Origin of the sequence: Flavobacterium commune (genome assembly GCF_001857965.1) — a bacterium.
Taxonomy (GTDB): Bacteria; Bacteroidota; Bacteroidia; order Flavobacteriales; family Flavobacteriaceae; genus Flavobacterium; species Flavobacterium commune.
In genome coordinates this window covers 909,210-926,622 of sequence record NZ_CP017774.1, presented here as the reverse complement: position 1 = coordinate 926,622, position 17,413 = coordinate 909,210, and the positions used below count along the sequence as shown (strand labels likewise).

The window sequence follows — 17,413 nt, the reverse complement described above, 5'->3', positions numbered from 1 at the left end:
CTATTTTTTAGTTTAAGCTACTTCTAATTTTGGAATTTCAATGTTAAATAATTCGTTTTTATAACTATTAAGCCGATTTAAAACTTCATTTTTTATAGTTTCAAAATTAGGAATGGTCGAAAATAAATTTTGATAATATTCAATTCCTTCCAAAAGATTGCTTTTAAACGATTCTAATTTTTTGGTTTTAGCAGTATTGATTTCTTCAGTAATGGACTGGATATCATTTTTTAAATAATCAATATACATTTTTAGTTCTTTTACAAATAAATTCGGTCGGGTTGTATCTCTGAGAACCGTTGCATTTCCATAAATATGCTGAATCATTTTTGCTAGAGAAACTTCCTGATCAAAATACGCAATATTAGGTCCGGGACAAATCACTACGCCTTGGTCTTGTCCTTTTATTTTAATGTTGTTTTCTAAATAAGAAGCATTGGCTAATCCTACGCAAAGACAAGATTTCTCGGTAATTTGTTGCTTGGCTTTTTCATAATTTTCAATTGAAATCGTATTTCTTTTCTCTTCTAATTCCTCGAGTTTTCCATCCTGATATTTTTTGGATGCGGTACAAATTCCTTTGCCTTCAGCATCTTTATTAAGTGCCAGGAATTTTTTCGGGCAGGAACTTCCAGCCTTGTTTTCCTGAATTCGTTTTTGTTTTAATTTTTCGTTAGTAGTTCCTCTCAAAGTGTTGAAAGGAACTCCCAATGGCGAAATATGACTTAAATACAAATCTTCTTCCTTGGCATTGATCAATAAATTTCGGGTTGCCTGATCTACCGAAGTAGCTTCGGGAACTAATAAAAAAGGCGAACCCCAGCCCACAGAATCTACATTGTAATATTCCAATAGAAATTCATGCTCTTCCGAAGTTCCTACGCCACCCTGAACTGTGATTTTTAAATCCAAAGGAGTTTGAGGAATTGCCATTCCTTTTTGCTCTAATGCTTTTATCATTAAATCATGGGCCGATTGAACAAGTTGTTCTTTCTTTTGTTTGAATTCCTCCATGATAGGTCCTAATAAAAGGCCGTCGGTTGCAAAGGCATGTCCTCCACAATTCAGTCCTGATTCAATTCTATATTCAGAAACCCAAAGTCCTTTTTTAGCTAAAAAATTTCCCTGAATCATTGCCGATCGGAAGTCGCTTACTTTTAAGGTGATTTTCTTTTTTAGCTGGTTGTTTTCGTCAGGATAAAAGTCGGCGAAGTTTTCAAAATAACTGTACAATCTCGGATTCATTCCAGCCGAAAGAACAATCGAAGAGTTCACAGTACTATTTGCAAAACCTCTTAATGCGGCGTGTGCGTCATTATAGATAATAGGCAACTGTTCATTTTTGTCAAAATTATCTTTGTCTAATTTGGTCATGATATTAACATCAATTGCACCGGCTGATAAATGTTTTTCAACATAATTTTTGATGTTTTCTTTCCAATGAAATCCTTCTTCAACTAAGTTTTGTAGACCTTTTTTAATTTCAGATTTATTTGGTAAAAGGTCAATGTAGTTTTCTAAAGCTTCTTTGCTTTCGGCTAATTCGTTTTTAAAATTCTCGAATTTTTCTTTAACAATTTTGTCAACTAAATTTAAGTACGAAGTGATTCTTTTAGCTCTGTAATCAGCTACTTTTTGTGATATTTCCTGATAGGGAAGATTGAATTTTTGATGATAAAAAGCATTCATTTTCTCAATCAGTTCGTCATCGGCAATTGAAATCACCGAAGAAATTCCATATTGAGCCACACGAATAGGACTGTCTATAGTGTAAGCTAATCCCATAACCGGGATATGGAAGCTATGTAATGGTTTTGGATTTTCTGTCATGTTGATACATTCATTATAATTTGTGCAAAGTTTGTGAAATACATTGGCTTAAAAACTGATAAATATCATGTGTACTTTGATGTTAGCTACTATTTTGTTGAAATAAATAAAATGTTGTTTTTGAAAATCAGTGATTTACAGAATTTTGATAAGCAACAAATCAGCAATTTTGAATCCGGTTCAAACAATAAATCAGTAATTTTGTTTAAATCTTTACAGGATAATTATGCAAACTCCTAAAAAAATAGCGATTGTAGGTTCCGGTTTAGTGGGTTCACTATTAGCTATTTATTTAAAAAAAGCAGGACATACTGTTCATATTTATGATAGGAGCCCGGATATTAGAAAAATACAATTTTCAGGGCGATCGATTAATTTAGCAATGTCAACTCGTGGTTGGAAGGCCTTAGATGGAGTAGGTGTGGGCGAAGCTGTGCGGCAAATTGCAATTCCAATGGATAAACGCGCTATTCATTTGGTAGATGCTCTTAAATTTCAAAATTACGGTCAGGAAGGAGAATCTATATATTCGATTTCCAGAGGGACTTTGAATCGGAAAATGATTGATCTTGCCGAAGAAGCTGGTGCCGAATTTTTCTTTGAGCATAAAGTTTGGGACGTGACTTTGGCTGAAGCTACCATACATATCGGTGAAACCGAAAGAGGCGAGTGGGAAGAAAGGAAATACGATATGGTTTTTGGGGCCGATGGTGCTTTTTCAAGAATTCGCCATCGTATGCAACGTCAGAGTATGTTTAATTATTCACAGGAGTTCTTAAATATTGGATATAAAGAATTGAATATTCCGGCAAATAAGGATGATTCTCATAAATTAGATAAGAATTCATTCCATATTTGGCCAAGAGGCGAATATATGTTAATTGCTTTGCCTAATCTTGATGGTAGTTTTACCTGTACTTTATTTATGCCTTTTGAAGGTGAAAATTCGTTTGGTTCATTAAAGGATAGAAAAGAAGTGGAAGCTTTTTTTGAAAAGAATTTTCCTGATTCTGTTGAGGTAATTCCTGATTTGGCAGAAGATTATTTTAAAAATCCTACTAGTACTTTGGTAACTATGAAATGTTTTCCATGGACTTATAGTAATAAGGTAGCTTTGATTGGCGATGCTTGTCATGCGATTGTGCCTTTTTATGGACAGGGAATGAATGCCGGTTTTGAAGATATAACGATACTTCATGAAATGATTTTAAAGTACGGTGAAGATTGGGAAACTATTTTTTCTGAATATCAAAAATCACGTAAACCTAATGCCGATGCTATTGCAGAACTTTCGTATCGGAATTTTATGGAAATGAGTTCTAAAACCGCAGATGATAAATTTTTGTTGCAAAAGAAAATTGAGAAATGGTTTTCAGGAAAGCATCCTGATAAATGGATACCTTTATATAGTAGAGTAACTTTTAGTGATCGTCCTTATGTGGAAGCTTTGGCAATTGGTGATTTTCAAAATGCAATTATGGAAGAAGTTTTGAAAATGGATAATATCGAGAATATTTGGAATTTTCCAGAAGTAGAAAATAAAATTTTAGAATTATTGTTGTGTCAATAACAATTTTAAAAATTAATATCAATGGCAATTTCAAATTTGAGATTGATTTTTTGAGATTGATTTTTTGATATTGCCATTGATATTGCTATTGTTTTATTTTTTTAAGAATTTAGAAAGAATTCCAAAAGCACCACGAATAAAAGTAGCACTGGTAAGTACTTTTAAAACCGATTTTCCAACTACTTCTGAAGTGCTTGGTTGGTTAGAAGTTTGGGTTTGTTTGGTTTCGTTTTGCTCTTCTTCTTTTTTAGCGTTTTCGTCTTCGATAGCGGTAATTTTTTTGTTCAGCATTTCGTAGGCGCTTTCACGATCAATGTTTTCGCTGTATTTTTTTACCAACTTCGATTTATTGTTGATTTCCTGAATTTCACTTTCGGTCAGGATATCCATTCTGCTCATTGGTGCCCGAAGCATCGTAGCAGCTAATGGAGTAGGAGTTCCTTTTTCGCTCAATGCCGTTACCAGAGCTTCTCCAATTCCAAGACTTGTTAACAGTTCGCTGGTGTTATAGAATTCAGAGCTTGGGTAATTATCTGCGGTTTGTTTTATGGCTTGTCTGTCATTAGCGGTAAAAGCTCTCAAGGCATGTTGAATTTTTAAACCCAATTGAGCCAATATTCCGCTAGGAACATCCATCGGGTTTTGGGTAATGAAATAAATTCCAATTCCTTTAGAACGGATTAGTTTTACAATGGTTTCTATTTGTTCCAAAAGTGCTTTGCTGGCTTCTTTGAAAATTAAATGCGCTTCATCAATAAAAATGATTAATTCCGGTTGGTCGGCATCTCCTTTTTCAGGCATTTGCTGGTAGATTTCGGCTAATAAACTCAACATGAAAGTCGAGAATAGTTTCGGTTTGTCCTGAATGTCGGTTAAACGAAGAATGTTGACGTATCCTTTGCCGTTTTCATCAATGCGCATTAAATCATCAATATCAAAAGACATTTCTCCAAAAAACAGTTCGCCTCCCTGTTGTTCTAATTCAATAATTTTTCTCAGAATAATTCCTGTGGTCGAAGTTGATATCTTGCCATAGTTTTCGGTAATTTCATCTTTGCCTTCTTCGGTAATGTAATTGATTACTTTTTTAAAGTCTTTTAAATCGAGTAATGGCATTTTGTTGTCATCACAATATTTGAATATAATGGCAACTACTCCGGCTTGAGTGTCGTTTAAATCTAATATTCGCGAAAATAAGACCGGACCAAATTCAGATACAGTTGCTCTTAAGCGAACGCCACTTTGTTCTGATAAACTTAATAGCTCTACGGGGAAACTGCCGGTTTGATAAGGGATATTGATTTTAGTATGTCTTTCGGTGATGAAAGATTTCTCTTCTCCTTCTTTGGCAATACCGCTAAAATCTCCCTTGATATCCATCATTAACACAGGAATTCCAAAAGATGATAATTGCTCAGACAGAACTTGAATCGTCTTTGTTTTACCGGTTCCGGTTGCTCCGGCAATGAGTCCGTGTCTGTTTAATGTTTTTAAAGGGATTTTTACATGAGCATTTTCTAAGGTTTCTCCTTCTAAAATTGCTCCGCCCAGTATGATGCTTTGCCCTTTGGATTGGTATCCAAGGTTGATTTGTTCGCTAAATAGTTTGCTCTTATCCATGAAAATAGAATTGTTTTTTAGATTTTCTAATTATGTTGTAAATGTTTTTAAGTTGTGTTTATTTAGTGGTTACTGTAATTTTAAGCCTTTTTTTTTGTTAAATATTTAAAAAATATGTTTTTTCTGTTTTGGAATTAGATGTTGAAATATTACCTTGTAAAGTAACAAATTAATAAATTATTTTGTCAAAATCTTTGAATTTTAATGGCGAAATTGATAATAAAACAATAATTATATTTTTTAAAGTTCAATTTACAAATGATTAATTTGAATATAACGAAAAAAAATTTTTTTATTTGAACGAAACGTATAAATTTGCGGGACTACAAGTTAATTATAACTCAAATAAAATTATTTAAAACTATTAAAATTTAAAAAAAATGGCAAACGTTAAAAAAGAAAGCAGTTCAAAAGGAGGAGGAATGATTTCAGGAATCATTATTTTATTATGTGTGGCGGTAGGAGCTGTAATTTGGAAATTCATCATGGGGTCTCCTGCTAACTTCGAGGGTGGAAATCCAGAAACAGGTCACCCAATTAATACTTTAGGACAAGTTTATAAAGGAGGATTTATTGTACCTATTTTGTTAGGTATGTTATTAATGGTTATTGTATTCTCTATTGAGAGATTCTTTGTAATTACTAAAGCTGCTGGAAAAGGAAACTTAGATGTTTTCATGACAAAAGTACAATCTAGTATCAAAGGTGGTCATATTGAAGAAGCTATTGCAGCTTGTGATAAACAACAAGGTTCAGTTGCAAATGCAATTAAATCAGCATTAGTAAAATATCAGGATGTTAAGAAAGAAGGATTCAACAGTGAAGAAGCTTCTGAAACTATCCATAAAGAAATCGAAGAGGTTACTTCTCTTGAAATGCCAATGTTAGAGAAAAACATGACTATCATTTCTTCTTTAGTATCTTTAGGAACTCTTGGAGGTTTATTAGGAACTGTATCGGGGATGATTAAAGCGTTTGGTGCGTTAGCTTCTGCTGGTACTCCGGATCAGGCTGCACTTGCAACAGGTATCTCTGAGGCACTTATTAATACTGCAACAGGTATCTCTACATCTATCTTGGCTATTGTTGCTTACAACTTCTTTACTTCAAAAATTGATGATTTAACTTATTCAATTGACGAAGCAGGAACAACAATTGTAAATACTTACAGAAAGTTCAGAGGAAGTTTGAAACAATAATCATTTTTGATATATTTTATAATATCAAAATAAAAAACAAAAAGAATGGCTAAAATAAAAATGAAAAAGAAGTCAACATCGACAGATATGACTGCCATGTGTGATGTTGCGTTCCTTTTGCTTACCTTCTTTATTTTGACAGCTACAGCTAAAGTGCCAGAGGCAATGCCTGTTGATACGCCTGCATCAACTGTACAAGTAAAATTGCCGGATTCTGATTTGGCTACTATTACAGTTGGTAATGTTGACGGTAAGGATAAAGTGTTCTTTGATTTGAAAGGAAAAGATATTCGTAAGAGAACATTAGAGTTGATGTCAGATAAATTCGGAGTGACTTTTTCTGATGAAGACAAAGAAAAATTTGCTTTGATGACTGATTTTGGTGTGCCAATTACAAGTCTTAAGCAGATAATTGATATGAAGGCTTCTGATCGTGTAAAAGCGAATCAACCTGGAATCCCAATGGATTCATTGGATAATCAATTAAAAGAGTGGATTTATAATGCTCGTATTGCAAATAATGAATACAATAATTCTATTGGAAGCAAGCAAGAATTACAAATTGCCATTAAAGGAGATGCTAAAGAGGAGTATCCGGTTATTAAAAAAGTAATGGATATTTTGCAAGATCAGCATATCAATTCTTTTAGTTTAGTAACAGGATTGAGAGGAAAAGATTTTTAATTAAAAAAAATATACTAAAATGGCTGAATTAAATACCGACAGTGGTGGTGATAAAGGCGGCAAGGTAAGAAGTAAAAAGCAAAACTCGAAGGTAGATTTAACTGCCATGGTGGATTTAGCGTTCTTACTTATTACATTCTTTATGCTTACTACTTCGTTGTCAAAACCTCAAGCAATGAGTTTAGGCTTGCCAGATAAAGATCCGAAGAATAAAGTTGAGGATATGAAAGTTGATGAGAATCGAACAATGACTGTGTTGTTGGGAGATAATGACAAGATGTATTATTACATGGGGATCATCAACACTCCTATGGCTCCTAAGGATATTGCTTATGGTAAAGATGGAATTCGAAAAGAATTATTGAAAAGGAAAAAAGAAGTGGCTGCTTATACAGCTGCAAAAGGAAAGCCTGAACAAGGGATGATTGTTATTATCAAACCGGGTAAAAAATCAACCTATAAAAATGTAGTTGATATTTTAGATGAAATGGCTATTTCTTCGATTCCTACCTATACAATCGTTAATGATTTTTTACCTGAGGAACAAAAATTGTTAGAAGGGAAATAAGAGACATCTTATTTTCTTAATAACCTAATAATTAAGAAAAATGAAATTAGATATATTAAAAAACCAATGGGTTGAAATTGTTTTCGAAGGTCGTAATAAGCTTTATGGAGCTTATGATTTGAGAAAATCTAACCGAAAGACTACTACTAAAGCGCTGCTTATAGGTGCTTTCTTTTTTAGTCTGGCTGTTAGTGCGCCTCTTATCATTAGTTTGATTCCTAAAGCGACAGATGAAGAAGATAATTCAATCAAGGATATTAAACTTACAAATGTTAAGTTGCCTCCAAAGAAAGTGGAACCGCCAAAATTAAACGCTCCACCACCGCCACCACCGCCACCGGCAGTAGATCAGGTAAAATTTGTTAAACCTGTTGTGGCTAAAGCGGATGAAGTTGTTGAGGAACCACCTAAGATTGAAGAAATCAAGGAGAAAAAAACAGGTACTGAAACAATCAAAGGAGATCCTGATGCAGTATTAACTGTAGCGCCAGCAGGTACTGGTCCTAAAACCAGCCAGGTTGTTGAAGAATCAGATGATCAGGTTTATAGTACAGCTGGTATTGAAGTAAAACCAGATTTTCCTGGAGGTATGGAGAAATTTTATGGCTTTGTTAGTAAAAATTATCGTATGCCTGAAGAAGATGGTTTAAAAGGAAAGGTTTATGTTTCTTTTGTAGTTGAAAAAGATGGTTCGTTAACTGATATTAAAGTATTAAGAGATATTGGTTATGGAACAGGAAAAGAAGCGATAAGAGTTTTACAAAAATCTCCTAAATGGAATCCTGGTATTCAAAACGGAAAACCGGTAAGGGTTCAATATTCGTTACCAATTTCACTTGTACAACAAGAATAATGTTGAGAAATATTATAACCAATATTAAGAAGAAATCGCTTAAAGAGCGATTTCTTCTCGTTATAGCCATTTTGTTTTTCCTGATTTATTTGATTTTAGGTTTAATGGTTTTGTTTATGACGAGTCTGCCGTTGAGTCTGCCAACGAATTACAGAATAGCTTTTGGGCTTCTTTTGATTGTTTATGCAATTATTCGTTGTGTGAGAATTATTAATGATAATAAGGAAGAGTAAGTTAATATTAGCAAGATTGTTAGTGTGCTTAGTCAATAATAAAAAATGTCTATGAAGAAAATAAAATTTTTATTGTATCCTTTTTTCTTTTTTGTAGCTGTTTTGTTTGTTTCATGCAAGCAATCTGAAGCTAAAAAAAGCAAAGAAACTATTATTAAAGGGAAAACAGTTTTGTTAGTTGATGAGACTATAAAACCATTAATTGAGGATCAAATAGCGGTTTTTGAAAATACTTATGATGCAAAAATTATTCTTGAAGCAAAATCAGAAAAAGAATTGATGCAGGCTTTTCTTAAAGATACATCTCGAATAGTAGTTTTGTCCAGACAATTGAGTGTTGATGAAGCTAAGTTTTTTGAACAACTAAACATCAAGCCCAGAGTAACAAAAATAGCAACGGATGCTATTGCTTTGATTTCGAATAAAAAAGATGCGGATACTTTGATTGCTATGAAAGATGTCGTTGCTTTTTTGAAAGGTAGCGCAGGAACTAAGATCAAAGGTTTGGTATTTGATAATCCAAATTCAAGTACGGTAAGGTTTATGACCACTCTTGCAGGACTAAAGGAGGTTTCTCATAAAGGAGTTTATTCTTTTAAGTCTAATGAAGAAGTGGTTAAGTTTGTTTCTGAAAATGATGGTATGATTGGTGTAATTGGTGTGAACTGGTTATTGCAGCCTACGGTAAATATTAAAGATTATTTAACTAATATTAACGTTTTAAGCGTACAGGGATTAAATAAAAATTCTTATTTTGCACCAACCCAAAATAATCTGGCAGAAGGAACTTATCCTTTGGCACGTGATTTGTTTATTATCAATTGTCAGGGATATTCAGGTTTAGGAATGGGATTTGCCTCATTTTTAGCCGGTGAGATTGGACAAAGAATAGTGTTGAAATCAGGGATGTTACCAACGAAAATGCCCGGTAGAAAGATTTTGATAAAAAGCAGAATAAAATAATTGAGGGAGAGAATTAGAAAATGAATAAATTAAATATAATCACAATGAACAAGTTTACAATTTTAAGTGTTGCACTTTTTGCTTCGGCTTCTGTGTTACATGCGCAGGATATTAATGAAGTGAAAAAACAGATTGATGCAGAACAATTTCAAAAAGCAAAAACATCTTTAAAATCGATTATAAAATCAAATCCTTCTGAGGGTAAAGCTTTTTTTCTTTTGGGAAATATTTATTTGAATCAAAGTGTAATAGATTCTGCAAAGATTACTTATGATGAAGGTTTGAAAGCCAAAGATAATGCTCATTTTAATTCTATTGGATTAGGTCAGATTGATTTAGAAAAGAAAGATTTAGCAGCTGCAAAAGCAAAATTTGATGCAGCAAAAGCAGGAATGCGTAAAAAAGATTTCGAAGAATATATTTATATCGCTAAGGCATATATGGATAATTCTTATCCTGATTATAAGGCAGCATTAGCTGTTTTAGCTCAGGCAAAAGAGAAAAATCCAACTGAACCACAAATTTTATTGGCTTTAGGAGATGCTTTTTACGGAGATAAAAATCAAAATGAGGCATTTACATCATACCGTAGTGCTTTCCAGGCTGATAACACTTTGATTAGAGCTAAAATGCAATTAGGGGTTTTGTTAAAAGGAGCGAAAGCATATCAGGAAGCTGTAGCTGCTTACAATGAAGTAATTGCTTTAAGTCCTAATTATGGTCCGGTTTACAGAGAGTTAGCACAAACTTATTACTATTGGGCACTTAATGTTCCTGGTCGTTATGACCAATACATCAAGCAGGCTTTGACTTTTTATGAAAAGTATATGACGCTTACTGATTATTCATTGGCTTCCCGTATGCGTCATGCAGATTTCTTGATTTTGGCAAAAGATTACAAAGCTTTAGAGATTGAAGCTAACAAAATGAAAGAATTGGATAATGTAAATCCAAGAATCTTCAGATACTTAGGATATGCAGCTTATGAAAATGGTCATATTGACGAAGCTATTTCTTCTTTAGAGCAGTATATTAATAATCCGGCTAATAAGGTTATTTCATTAGACTATTTATACTTAGGTCAGGCTAAAATCAAAAAAGGAACTAATGCTGATGAAACTGCTGTAGATCCTGTTTTGTATGCTGATGGTATTGCTCTTATTAAAAAAGGAGTTGAACTTGAGCCTTCGGTAGCTGATGGTTTAGGGGATTTAGGAAAAAAATATTATGAGAAAAAAATGTTTGCTGAGGCAGCTACCATTTTAGAAATTGCAACTTCTTACAAAGAAAGCAAGTCATTCTTGATTGATAATTTTTACTTAGGAAACGCTATTTATTTTGCTAATGCAGGGAAACCGGTAGCTGAAAGAAACATGGAGGCATTAAAGAAAGCTGATACAGCTTACGCAAATGTATTAGAAGCTTCTCCTGATACTGTTGATGCTTATATTTCTCGTGCAAGAACAAATAGTTTGTTAGAAGATGATCAGGCAATGATTAAATATTACCAAGAGTATGTAGATCGTGTTACTGCTAAAGGAGCTGAGGAATTAGCTAAACAATCTGTAAAAACTAAATTAATTGAGGCTTATAATACTATGGCTGCAGGATATGCAAACTTTGACAAGCCAAAAGCAATTGAGCATTTTAATAAAACGCTTGCTTTGGATCCAGCTAATAAATATGCTACTCAATCATTGAAAACACTTCAATAATTTTATTTTAAAATAGGAAAGCCGGTAGAAATACTGGCTTTTTTTATGCACATTTGTTAACCTATTGATAAATTAAGTAATCTCTTTACAAATTCGTTATCTTTGCACCCTAAATTATCAAAATGCTATCAAAAGAAATTCAATTAGAAGTGAACAAAGGTGCTATGTTGCCTTTGATGGAGGAATTTTATACCATTCAGGGAGAAGGATTTCATACTGGAACAGCAGCTTATTTTATTAGAATCGGTGGATGTGATGTTGGCTGTCATTGGTGCGATGTTAAAGAAAGTTGGAATGCCGAATTGCATCCTCCTACAAGTATTGATCACATAGTTGATAATGCCAGTAAATATGCTGACACCGTTGTTATAACAGGGGGAGAACCTTTAACTTGGGATATGTCTTTATTGACTTCAAGGTTGAAAGATAAAAATTTGAAAGTACACATTGAAACTTCTGGAGCTTATCCGCTTTCGGGAACTTGGGATTGGATTTGTCTTTCGCCAAAGAAAAATAAATTACCAACAGAAACTGTTTACAATGCTGCTCATGAATTGAAGGTGATTATTCACAACAAGCATGATTTTATTTTTGCAGAAGAGCAAGCAGAATTAGTAAATCATAAGGCTATTTTGTTTTTACAGCCTGAATGGAGTAAAAAAGAAGAAATGACGCCGCTAATTGTAGAGTATGTAATGAATAATCCAAAATGGAGGGTTTCGTTGCAAACACATAAATATTTGAATATTCCTTAAATAAAGACAAAGCCGACAGTTATTAGCTGTCGGCTTTGTCTTTATATTGAAAGTCTGGCCAGATAGTCATAATGTTCGCCTTCTATAATTAGTTCACATTGCAGTCCGTTATCATTTGCTGCATTTTGCAAAGTATTGTAGTCAAGATAAAGCCAAGGAAAAGAATCTTCTTTTTCGCCTTTATAGCTAACGGTAAATTCTAATTCACCATAATAAGTATTCGCTGGAACTTCGTATGCGCCGTCTTCATCTTCGTCAAACATATAAATGATGTCCGAACTGTCAATCAAAATTTGTCCTCCGGGATTTAATAAGGATTTTAATTTTTGAAGAAACTTAGGAGTATTTTTTAAAGTGCCAAAAATACCTGTGCCATTCATAAGTAGCAAAATAGTATCGTATTTTTCATTTTCTAAAGTCAAAATGTCTTGAACCAAAGCTTTTTTGAGACCGCGAAGTTGGCAAGTTTTAATAGCATTTGCTGAAATGTCAATTGCAGTTATGTCTAAATTCCTTTCGTTTTGTAAATACAAACTATGGCTTCCGGCGCCGGCACCAACATCAAGTGTTTTTCCTTTGGCTAATTGCAATGCTTTTTGTTCGATAGTAGGCATTGCTTCGAAATTTCGGAATAAATAAGTAACACTCATTTCATCTTCTTCCGAAATAGTGGTTTCAGTAATTAAATCTTCTGGAGAATTATTCGTTTGGTGGTCAAGAATGGCTTTTCCAAATAGGTCTTTCATAATAGTTTTATTGGGTAATGTGATAAATTGTTTGTCGATTTGAGTAATTTTGGAGCGTTGTTTTTAAATAAACGAAAAATCAAATTTGCAAATGCTCAAACCTTCTTTAAACGATCTCGGAAAACTAGCCAAAGATAAGCAACTTGAAAACAAAAAGTATTTTGATAAGCTTAAAAAGAAAACGCCTAAGAATTTAGATTATGTGATGCAGGATTTACACGATGCTGAATTTAAGAAAACGGATTGTTTAGAGTGTGCTAATTGTTGTAAAACGACTGGACCATTATTTACTTCTGCCGATATTGAACGAATTTCAAAACATCTAAGGCAAAAACCACAGCAGTTTATTGATCAATACCTTCGCATAGATGAAGATAAAGATTATGTTCTGCAAACTGTTCCTTGTGCTTTTCTGGATTCGGATAATACTTGTTTTATTTATGATGTGCGCCCTAAAGCTTGTCGTGAATTTCCGCATACCGATAGAAAGAAGTTTCAGCAGATAACCGATATTACTTTAAAGAACATACCGATTTGTCCGGCGGCTTATAATATTGTAGAGGAAATGAAAAAGAAAATGCCTCTTTAATATTTGTGTTGTTAACGTATGGATTCGGTATATAATATGGTTAGATTAGCGAATGGCTAAGAATAAAGCTGTATTTTTGAACATCAATTTTGAAAACAAATCACTTGAATTTAGAATATTTCATTGCCAAAAGACTTATTACTGCTAAAGATAATAAAAGTAGCATATCTGCGCCTATTATAAAAATTGCAATTTCGGCTATTGCTATCGGAATGATTATGATGATTGTGTCGGTGGCAACAGGAATTGGACTTCAGCAAAAGATTCGCGAAAAAATTTCCGCATTCAACGGACATATTATTATTGCTAATTTTGATAATAATAAATCTGATGCTACTTTGGTTCCGGTTTCTAAAAATCAAAAATTTTATCCTAAATTTAGTTCAGTGCCCGAAGTAAGTCATGTTCAGGCTGTAGCTAGCAAGGCGGGAATTATAAGAACAGCCGAAGCTTTTGAAGGAATTGTTTTTAAAGGTGTTGGTACAGATTACAAATGGGATAATATAAAGGAATACCTGGTTTCGGGTAGATTGCCTAATTTATCGGCAAGTCTAAATTCGGAAGTATTGATTTCTCAATTTTTGGCTAATAGGTTAAAGCTTAAAGTAGATGATGAATTCAATACCTTCTTTATGAGAGAAGGGCAAAATAAATTACCTAATATAAGGAGGTTTAAAATCGTTGGGATTTTTAATTCAGGTTTTCAGGAATTTGATGCAACTTACGTATTGGGTGATATTCGACATATTCAGCGAATTAATAAATGGAAACCAGATCAGGTTGGTGCTTTTGAGGTTTTTGTAAATGATTTTGATAATATAGAGACTGTCGGAGAACAGGTTTACGAGCATACTGGTTCAACTTTGGATTCACAGACTATAGTTGAGAAATACAGTTATATTTTTGAATGGCTTCAATTGTTTGATTTCAATATTGTAGTTATACTTATTGTAATGATATTAGTTGCGACCATCAATATGGTTGTAGCATTGTTGGTTTTGATTTTGGAGCGAACACAAATGATAGGGATTTTAAAAGCAATAGGTGCTAGCAACTGGACAATCCGAAAAATGTTTTTGTATAACGCTTCCTATTTAATATTCCAAGGATTGTTTTGGGGGAATCTAATAGGTATTGCGATTCTCTTAATCCAAAAGTATTTCGGAATCGTTGAGCTTAATCCAGAGAATTACTATGTAAATCAAGCGCCTGTTTATATAAATGTCGTTTATATTATACTATTAAATGTATTAACGGTTGGGGTTTGTTTCTTGGTCTTGCTAATTCCGTCTTATATTATTACTAAAATAACCCCGGTAAAAGCAATTCGATTCGATTAATTAAGTGTTGATTCATTATATAAAGAGACTAAAATGGTATTGCATTGCTGTTTTAGTCTTTTTTATTAGTAGCTATTTCCCGCTATCCGCTATATCTCTTGTGTCCGCTGTCGCTACCACAAGAGGATGCCGCTGCTATCGGGGCTAGGGTTGTGCGGTTAAAATGATATTGGTTGCTATAATTGTTAGATAAAGCTCTTAGCGAATCTCCGTGTTTTCTTTGAGTATCTCTGCGAAACAGCTTTTAGGTAACTCTAAAACCTTACAAAACGCTAAAAAAGTTAAAAAATAAAAACCACGTTTTCAGAGTGTTAAAAAATACTTTCAAAATAGTTTCGAAAAGCTATTGTCAAAACGAATAAAGGTTCTACTTTTGCACCCGCAACAACGCAGACGTTCATTAAAATACTGACAAACACTAAATCTAAATTATAGATTTATTTCTAAAAAAAAAGGTTTAAAAAAGTTTGTGAGATTTAAAAACAGATGTTACATTTGCACCCCGCAAAAGCGACAAGTTATTTGAAAAGCTGGTAAGAAATTGAGAAGCGAAGAAGAGTAAAATTTTCTAAAAAAAAACTTTAAAAATTTCTTGCGAGATTAAAAAGAAGTTGTACTTTTGCACCCGCTTCGAGAGACACGCTACGGTGTGAAAAACGAAGAGAAAAAATAAGAAGAACACGTTCCTAGACATATTGAATTGACAGCCGTCCCGATTAATCGGGACAAAAGAATAAGAGTAATAGAATCGAGAGATTAGAATAAAACCACTAGAATTTCAGTCAGATAATAAATAGTCTGCCACGGCGGACAAACAATATACGATGAAGAGTTTGATCCTGGCTCAGGATGAACGCTAGCGGCAGGCTTAACACATGCAAGTCGAGGGGTATAGTTTTTCGGAACTAGAGACCGGCGCACGGGTGCGTAACGCGTATGCAATCTACCTTTCACAGAGGGATAGCCCAGAGAAATTTGGATTAATACCTCATAGTATAGCAGTTTCGCATGAAACCACTATTAAAGTCACAACGGTGAAAGATGAGCATGCGTCCCATTAGCTTGTTGGTAAGGTAACGGCTTACCAAGGCTACGATGGGTAGGGGTCCTGAGAGGGAGATCCCCCACACTGGTACTGAGACACGGACCAGACTCCTACGGGAGGCAGCAGTGAGGAATATTGGTCAATGGACGCAAGTCTGAACCAGCCATGCCGCGTGCAGGATGACGGTCCTATGGATTGTAAACTGCTTTTGTACAGGAAGAAACACTCCTTCGTGAAGGAACTTGACGGTACTGTAAGAATAAGGATCGGCTAACTCCGTGCCAGCAGCCGCGGTAATACGGAGGATCCAAGCGTTATCCGGAATCATTGGGTTTAAAGGGTCCGTAGGCGGTTTAGTAAGTCAGTGGTGAAAGCCCATCGCTCAACGGTGGAACGGCCATTGATACTGCTAGACTTGAATTACTAGGAAGTAACTAGAATATGTAGTGTAGCGGTGAAATGCTTAGAGATTACATGGAATACCAATTGCGAAGGCAGGTTACTACTAGTTTATTGACGCTGATGGACGAAAGCGTGGGTAGCGAACAGGATTAGATACCCTGGTAGTCCACGCCGTAAACGATGGATACTAGCTGTTGGGAGCAATTTCAGTGGCTAAGCGAAAGTGATAAGTATCCCACCTGGGGAGTACGGGCGCAAGCCTGAAACTCAAAGGAATTGACGGGGGCCCGCACAAGCGGTGGAGCATGTGGTTTAATTCGATGATACGCGAGGAACCTTACCAAGGCTTAAATGTAGATTGACCGGTTTGGAAACAGACTTTTCGCAAGACAATTTACAAGGTGCTGCATGGTTGTCGTCAGCTCGTGCCGTGAGGTGTCAGGTTAAGTCCTATAACGAGCGCAACCCCTGTTGTTAGTTGCCATCGAGTCATGTCGGGAACTCTAACGAGACTGCCAGTGCAAACTGTGAGGAAGGTGGGGATGACGTCAAATCATCACGGCCCTTACGCCTTGGGCTACACACGTGCTACAATGGCCGGTACAGAGAGCAGCCACTGGGTGACCAGGAGCGAATCTACAAAGCCGGTCACAGTTCGGATCGGAGTCTGCAACTCGACTCCGTGAAGCTGGAATCGCTAGTAATCGGATATCAGCCATGATCCGGTGAATACGTTCCCGGGCCTTGTACACACCGCCCGTCAAGCCATGGAAGCTGGGGGTGCCTGAAGTCGGTGACCGCAAGGAGCTGCCTAGGGTAAAACTGGTAACTAGGGCTAAGTCGTAACAAGGTAGCCGTACCGGAAGGTGCGGCTGGAACACCTCCTTTCTAGAGCCTTAGTGTTAGCTATATGCACGCTAAGGAAAAAGACGAAAAGAACTATTGGTCATTAATATTGACATTTTATTACTCTTGCTGTTAATTTAAAAAAAAAGAATAAGAATTTAAGTAAAAAACAGAGTCTCGTAGCTCAGCTGGTTAGAGTACTACACTGATAATGTAGGGGTCGGCAGTTCGAGTCTGCCCGGGACTACTTTTTAAGACAAAAACTTAAAAAGACTGTAAAAAACTTAAAAGGAAATTTTAGAAGTTGAGTTGCACTATTAGTGACGAACCGTATAGGACTGTTAACTAAAAACTGTTAACTGTACACTAAAACCGGGGGATTAGCTCAGCTGGCTAGAGCGCCTGCCTTGCACGCAGGAGGTCAACGGTTCGACTCCGTTATTCTCCACAAAAAA

14 protein-coding genes, 2 tRNA genes and 1 rRNA gene are annotated in these 17,413 nt (G+C 35.0%); 14 read left to right on the top strand and 3 right to left on the bottom strand.

Annotated elements, in window-relative coordinates:
- Positions 1-12 precede the first annotated feature (12 nt).
- Positions 13-1,830: a hypothetical protein gene (locus BIW12_RS04000; RefSeq protein WP_071183913.1), complete on the bottom strand. Its 1,818-nt coding sequence runs from the start codon at positions 1,828-1,830 to the stop codon at positions 13-15.
- Positions 1,831-2,056: 226 nt separating this feature from the next.
- On the opposite strand from BIW12_RS04000, the gene BIW12_RS03990 reads away from it, so the two are divergent.
- On the top strand, positions 2,057-3,400 hold the full coding sequence (locus BIW12_RS03990; protein WP_071183911.1) for an FAD-dependent oxidoreductase: 1,344 nt from the start codon (positions 2,057-2,059) through the stop codon (positions 3,398-3,400).
- Between the two features lie 93 nt (positions 3,401-3,493).
- On the opposite strand, the gene BIW12_RS03985 is transcribed toward BIW12_RS03990, so the two are convergent.
- Positions 3,494-5,020, bottom strand: a complete 1,527-nt coding sequence (locus tag BIW12_RS03985; RefSeq protein ID WP_071183910.1) for a helicase HerA-like domain-containing protein — start codon at positions 5,018-5,020, stop codon at positions 3,494-3,496.
- A gap of 380 nt (positions 5,021-5,400) precedes the next feature.
- Here BIW12_RS03985 and BIW12_RS03980 point away from each other — a divergent pair, with 380 nt between their 5' ends.
- From BIW12_RS03980 to BIW12_RS03950, 8 genes are all read left to right on the top strand, one after another.
- Positions 5,401-6,219: a MotA/TolQ/ExbB proton channel family protein gene (locus BIW12_RS03980; protein ID WP_071183909.1), complete on the top strand. Its 819-nt coding sequence runs from the start codon at positions 5,401-5,403 to the stop codon at positions 6,217-6,219.
- A 45-nt stretch (positions 6,220-6,264) separates the two neighbouring features.
- On the top strand, positions 6,265-6,903 hold the full coding sequence (locus tag BIW12_RS03975; RefSeq protein ID WP_071183908.1) for an ExbD/TolR family protein: 639 nt from the start codon (positions 6,265-6,267) through the stop codon (positions 6,901-6,903).
- A 19-nt stretch (positions 6,904-6,922) separates the two neighbouring features.
- Positions 6,923-7,471: an ExbD/TolR family protein gene (locus tag BIW12_RS03970; protein WP_071183907.1), complete on the top strand. Its 549-nt coding sequence runs from the start codon at positions 6,923-6,925 to the stop codon at positions 7,469-7,471.
- Positions 7,472-7,511: 40 nt separating this feature from the next.
- Positions 7,512-8,324, top strand: a complete 813-nt coding sequence (locus BIW12_RS03965) for an energy transducer TonB (RefSeq protein ID WP_071183906.1) — start codon at positions 7,512-7,514, stop codon at positions 8,322-8,324.
- Entirely contained in the window at positions 8,324-8,557 is a 234-nt protein-coding gene (locus BIW12_RS16140; RefSeq protein ID WP_083382043.1) for a hypothetical protein, read from the top strand. The genes BIW12_RS03965 and BIW12_RS16140 overlap by 1 nt, the downstream gene beginning before the upstream one ends.
- 51 nt (positions 8,558-8,608) lie before the next feature.
- The gene (locus BIW12_RS03960) at positions 8,609-9,520 is read left to right on the top strand and encodes a PstS family phosphate ABC transporter substrate-binding protein (RefSeq protein ID WP_071183905.1); all 912 of its coding nucleotides are present in this window, start codon (positions 8,609-8,611) and stop codon (positions 9,518-9,520) included.
- A 44-nt stretch (positions 9,521-9,564) separates the two neighbouring features.
- Complete coding sequence (locus tag BIW12_RS03955; RefSeq protein ID WP_071186117.1) at positions 9,565-11,235, top strand: tetratricopeptide repeat protein; 1,671 nt, start codon at positions 9,565-9,567, stop codon at positions 11,233-11,235.
- 122 nt (positions 11,236-11,357) lie between these two features.
- A complete protein-coding gene (locus BIW12_RS03950; protein ID WP_071183904.1) occupies positions 11,358-11,990 on the top strand; it encodes a 7-carboxy-7-deazaguanine synthase QueE in 633 nt (210 codons plus the stop codon).
- 41 nt (positions 11,991-12,031) lie between these two features.
- Here the strand turns inward: BIW12_RS03950 and BIW12_RS03945 are convergent, their stop codons facing one another.
- The gene (locus tag BIW12_RS03945; RefSeq protein WP_071183903.1) at positions 12,032-12,736 is read right to left on the bottom strand and encodes a class I SAM-dependent methyltransferase; all 705 of its coding nucleotides are present in this window, start codon (positions 12,734-12,736) and stop codon (positions 12,032-12,034) included.
- A 91-nt stretch (positions 12,737-12,827) separates the two neighbouring features.
- Here BIW12_RS03945 and BIW12_RS03940 point away from each other — a divergent pair, with 91 nt between their 5' ends.
- The 5 genes from BIW12_RS03940 (at position 12,828) to BIW12_RS03920 (ending at position 17,406) form a co-directional block, all read left to right on the top strand.
- Positions 12,828-13,325: a YkgJ family cysteine cluster protein gene (locus tag BIW12_RS03940; RefSeq protein ID WP_071183902.1), complete on the top strand. Its 498-nt coding sequence runs from the start codon at positions 12,828-12,830 to the stop codon at positions 13,323-13,325.
- Positions 13,326-13,429: 104 nt separating this feature from the next.
- Positions 13,430-14,665, top strand: coding sequence for an ABC transporter permease (locus BIW12_RS03935; protein WP_071183901.1), 1,236 nt, complete (start codon positions 13,430-13,432; stop codon positions 14,663-14,665).
- Between the two features lie 821 nt (positions 14,666-15,486).
- Positions 15,487-17,000: ribosomal RNA gene (locus tag BIW12_RS03930) — 16S ribosomal RNA — on the top strand.
- Between the two features lie 131 nt (positions 17,001-17,131).
- Positions 17,132-17,205: transfer RNA gene (locus BIW12_RS03925), tRNA-Ile, on the top strand.
- Positions 17,206-17,332: 127 nt separating this feature from the next.
- A tRNA-Ala gene (locus BIW12_RS03920) sits at positions 17,333-17,406 on the top strand.
- Positions 17,407-17,413: the final 7 nt, after the last annotated feature.

Excerpts from the sequence above, each read along its gene's own strand:
- BIW12_RS04000 (WP_071183913.1), bottom strand. The coding sequence starts at position 1,830 with ATGACAGAAAATCCAAAACCATTACATAGCTTCCATATCCCGGTTATG.
- BIW12_RS03990 (WP_071183911.1), top strand. The coding sequence starts at position 2,057 with ATGCAAACTCCTAAAAAAATAGCGATTGTAGGTTCCGGTTTAGTGGGT.
- BIW12_RS03985 (WP_071183910.1), bottom strand. The coding sequence starts at position 5,020 with ATGGATAAGAGCAAACTATTTAGCGAACAAATCAACCTTGGATACCAA.
- BIW12_RS03980 (WP_071183909.1), top strand. The coding sequence starts at position 5,401 with ATGGCAAACGTTAAAAAAGAAAGCAGTTCAAAAGGAGGAGGAATGATT.
- BIW12_RS03975 (WP_071183908.1), top strand. The coding sequence starts at position 6,265 with ATGGCTAAAATAAAAATGAAAAAGAAGTCAACATCGACAGATATGACT.
- BIW12_RS03970 (WP_071183907.1), top strand. The coding sequence starts at position 6,923 with ATGGCTGAATTAAATACCGACAGTGGTGGTGATAAAGGCGGCAAGGTA.
- BIW12_RS03965 (WP_071183906.1), top strand. The coding sequence starts at position 7,512 with ATGAAATTAGATATATTAAAAAACCAATGGGTTGAAATTGTTTTCGAA.
- BIW12_RS16140 (WP_083382043.1), top strand. The coding sequence starts at position 8,324 with ATGTTGAGAAATATTATAACCAATATTAAGAAGAAATCGCTTAAAGAG.
- BIW12_RS03960 (WP_071183905.1), top strand. The coding sequence starts at position 8,609 with ATGAAGAAAATAAAATTTTTATTGTATCCTTTTTTCTTTTTTGTAGCT.
- BIW12_RS03955 (WP_071186117.1), top strand. The coding sequence starts at position 9,565 with ATGAACAAGTTTACAATTTTAAGTGTTGCACTTTTTGCTTCGGCTTCT.
- BIW12_RS03950 (WP_071183904.1), top strand. The coding sequence starts at position 11,358 with ATGCTATCAAAAGAAATTCAATTAGAAGTGAACAAAGGTGCTATGTTG.
- BIW12_RS03945 (WP_071183903.1), bottom strand. The coding sequence starts at position 12,736 with ATGAAAGACCTATTTGGAAAAGCCATTCTTGACCACCAAACGAATAAT.
- BIW12_RS03940 (WP_071183902.1), top strand. The coding sequence starts at position 12,828 with ATGCTCAAACCTTCTTTAAACGATCTCGGAAAACTAGCCAAAGATAAG.